The organism is Nostoc sp. CHAB 5715, from assembly GCF_020829685.1.
Classification (GTDB): domain Bacteria; phylum Cyanobacteriota; class Cyanobacteriia; order Cyanobacteriales; family Nostocaceae; genus Nostoc.
Window position 1 is genome coordinate 1 of sequence record NZ_JAIVFR010000760.1, and the last position, 3,739, is coordinate 3,739.

The 3,739-nt window shown below is 40.9% G+C and carries 5 protein-coding genes; all 5 read left to right on the forward strand.

Annotated features, from left to right (window positions below; all coding sequences use genetic code 11):
• On the forward strand, positions 1-2,098 hold a 2,098-nt coding region (locus LC574_RS30715; protein WP_229457373.1), incomplete at its 5' end, for a WD40 repeat domain-containing protein.
• A gap of 143 nt (positions 2,099-2,241) precedes the next feature.
• Positions 2,242-2,493, forward strand: coding sequence for a DUF4258 domain-containing protein (locus LC574_RS30720; protein WP_229457374.1), 252 nt, complete (start codon positions 2,242-2,244; stop codon positions 2,491-2,493).
• A 13-nt stretch (positions 2,494-2,506) separates the two neighbouring features.
• Complete coding sequence (locus LC574_RS30725; protein ID WP_229457375.1) at positions 2,507-2,752, forward strand: DUF2283 domain-containing protein; 246 nt, start codon at positions 2,507-2,509, stop codon at positions 2,750-2,752.
• Between the two features lie 5 nt (positions 2,753-2,757).
• Positions 2,758-3,126 (forward strand): papain fold toxin domain-containing protein, encoded by a 369-nt coding sequence (locus tag LC574_RS30730; protein WP_229457376.1) that lies wholly within the window; start codon positions 2,758-2,760, stop codon positions 3,124-3,126.
• Positions 3,127-3,150: 24 nt separating this feature from the next.
• Positions 3,151-3,504 carry a hypothetical protein gene (locus LC574_RS30735; protein WP_229457377.1) on the forward strand — a complete coding sequence of 118 codons (354 nt, stop codon included), beginning with the start codon at positions 3,151-3,153 and terminating at the stop codon, positions 3,502-3,504.
• Positions 3,505-3,739 lie beyond the last annotated feature (235 nt).

A 3,739-nucleotide genomic window follows, 5' to 3' on the forward strand; every position in this document is an offset into this window, starting at 1 on the left:
TATTATTCCGGAAATACCAGCTAGATTACAAAATTTTACCCTGCGATCGCCTAAAGATTTGAATAGCAGTGTTAGCGATCGGGTGAATGAGGCAATTATGAAAGGGATGGCGTTAAATTACAAGTTCCGTTCCCAGTCAGTACAGAAGTGGTTAGATTTATTGGATACGGGGATAGTAGCACCAACACAACCAGTAATATCTCAATCTAATACACATCAATCTGCGATCGCACTACCAACACAGTCAGTAACCTCTCCTCCCAATACACCTCTATCTTGGGAATGCGCTCACATAATCCCAGGTATTTCCGGAATAATAGCTCTTAGCCCCAAGGAAGATATTCTGGCAAGTGTGACAGGTAATGTGATTCACTTGTTTTCATCAACTACAGGTCAACTTATCCGCACCTTGACTGGTCATTCTGAATCGGTTATGGCTGTCGCCATTAGTGGTGATGGGGAAATTCTGGTTGGTACTGGTAGTCGGGACAATACTATCAAACTCTGGGAAGTAGCAACAGGCAGAGAAATTCGCACGCTGACCAGTCCTTCCAATACCGATCACTCCGAATCGGTTTATTCTATCGCCATCAGTAATGATGGGGAAATTCTGGCTAGCGGTAGTGATAACTCTATCAACCTTTGGTTGACAACAGGTAAAAAATTTCGCGTCCTCACTGGTTATTTCGGTCAGGTTAATTCCGCCGCTTTCAGTGGTGATGGGCAAATCCTGGCTACTAATGGTAGTCGGGATAAGATTATCAAACTGTGGAATGTGCAAACAGGCGCAGAAATTTGCACTCTTACTAGTCATTCTGGTTTTGTTAATTCCGTCGCCTTCAGTAGTGATGGGCAAATCCTGGCTAGTGGTATTAGTGACGGTACTATCAAACTTTGGTCAGTGCAAACAGGCAGAGCAATTCGCACCTTTACAGGTCATTCCGAATCGGTTAATTCCGTCGCCATCAGTAGTGATGGGCAAATTCTGGTTAGTGGAAGTGACGACAAGACTGTCAAACTGTGGGAACTGTCAACAAACTGGCTACAAAAGATAAATGTTAGAAAAATTCGCACCTTTACAGGTCATTCCGAATCGGTTAATTCCGTCGCCATCAGTAGTGATGGGCAAATCCTTACTACCAGTAGTACTTGGGACAAGACTATCAAACTGTGGTCGCTGCAAACAGGTAGAGAAATTCGCACATTGACTGGTCATTTCGGTTGGGTTAATTCCGTTGCTTTCACTGGTGATGGGCAAATACTGGCTAGTGGTAGTGAGGACAACACTATCAAACTCTGGGAAGTGGCAACAGGCAGAGAAATTCGCACCCTGACTGGTCATTCCGAATCTGTATTTGTTAATTCCATTGCCATCAGCAGTGATGGGCAAATGCTAGCTAGTGGTATTAGTGACGGTACTATCAAACTTTGGTCAGTAAAAACAGGTAAAGAAATTTGTTCCTTCAGTCATTACGAATCGGTTAATTCCGTCGCCATCAGTAGTGATGGGCAAATCCTGGCTAGTGGTAGTAGTGACTACACTATTAAACTTTGGTCAGTACCAACAGGCAGAGCAATTCGCACACTGACTGGTCATTCCGAATCGGTTATAGCTGTCGCTATGAGTGGTGATGGGCGAATTCTGGCTAGTGGTAGTCGGGACAATACTATCAAACTCTGGGAAATAGCAACAGGCATAGAAATTCGCACTTTAACTAGTTCTACTAGTTTTAGTTATTTCAGTTGGGTTGAGCCCATCGCCATCAACAGTGATGGGCAAATGCTGGCTAATAGTAATTATGACAATACTATCAAACTCTGGACAATCAAACTCTGGGAAGTGACAACAGGTCAACTTAGCCGCACCCTAACTGGTCACTCTGGCTCGGTTAAGTCCATCACCATTAGTAGTGATGGGCAAATGCTGGCTAGTGGAAGTGACGACAAGACTGTCAAACTATGGGAAGTTGCAACAGGTAAAGAAATTTGCACTCTCAGTCATTTTGATTCAGTTAATTCCGTCGCTTTTACCCCCGATGGAGGTTGGCTGGCTGCTGGCGATGTTAGCGGAAATATCAAAATTTGGCGACGCAGCTAGTTGTGGAATAACAGCGTCAAAATAGTATTAGGGCTTGACGAGGTATTTCGTTGTTAACATAAACTGCCTAGAAATTTATTTCCGGTTTAATAATGCAAGTCCATTAAAATGGATAATTTGTGGGAGTTAGGATTAAACAATATATGAACGTCAGGTTGCATCCCCATGCACAAGCACGATTAAATGAACGTGGAGCAACAGAAGTAGAAGTTATTGCCACAGTCGAAAATGGTGTTACCTTTCCCGCTCAATTTGGTAGAACTAGATTTAGGTGTAACTTTCCCTTCAATGCTGAATGGAATGGCAAGTTTTATACTACTAAAAAAATTGAGACAATAGCTGTTCAAGAGGAAGAAGACTGGTTAGTTATTACAGTAATCGTCAAATACTTTTAAAGAGAAAAATTCCATGAAAATTACCTACGACCCAAGATACAACATAGCTTACATCTATCTCCAAGAAAAAACTGCACAAGTAGAAACAATTCAAGTCAGCGAAGAAATGAATGTAGATATTGCTCCTGATGGCACAATTTATGGAATTGAATTGCTCAATGCTAACCAGCAATTAGGTGCTGATGAACAGGGTAAGTTAATCGTAGTCAATGAGGCACTAGGAGAATCTGCGGAAATTAAGTTGTTACTTCAGAAGTAATGATTTTGAATAGAGATGATGCCATCTATCAACAAATTATTCAGATTGCCAGAAATTACGGAATTTTTGATTGTATTCCTTGTGCCAGAGCCATGAAAGAATTTTTAGTATCACAAAGAGTTCATGGTAAGCACATTAAATTGGATACAGGCTCACAAGATCCAATCTACGGCAGAATTTATGATGATAGTATTGGAGAATTGATTGCTACCACTGGTCATCATGAAGGTATTCTCATTGAAATAGATGGTATTGAAGTTGTCTTTGATAACATCCACTATCAAGGAATTACTAGATTGCGTTGGATGCAAAATCTCTATTCACCCATTCTAGATGTAGGGAAAGAATTTCAAATAACCGAAATTTACTTTTGAATCAAGCCATTAAGTGAGTTGAGTATGGATAATCTATACGATTTACTACAAAAGATAAAAAAAAGACCTGCAATGTATCTGGGCAGACATTCCATCTTCAGTCTTCAGGCATTTTTGGATGGATACTATTTTGCTCGACGCGAACTTGGTATACCTTTAACCGAACAAGAGAGCGAGTTTCAAAAATTTTTACAATGGATAAGAGAAAAATTTCAGGTTGAAACTGGACAATTATGGGCAAATATCATTCTCTTTAATTCTGCGGATGAACGAAGTGCAGTAGACAGATTTTTTAGCTTATTTGAAGAATTCATTAATCAGCAGCCAAATATTATAGATAATAAACAAGTGGAAAAGCTGCGTAAGTTTGGGAGCTAATGCGTTGCTTCCTTCGCCTCTAGCCCCGATGGTTCGTTCTTGGCTTGCTGCTGGAGATGATAGCAGAAATATCCAAATTTGGCGTTAGCAAAGCGGTGCGTTAGGACTTGCGTCCATAACGCACCCTACAAAATTACTAGAAGAGTTAAAACCTATGCTGACCATACTTGTGTGTACACCGTAGCTATTCGTGACCCAAGGAAGCCGAACATTTTAGAGATAATAGTAGCAGAGG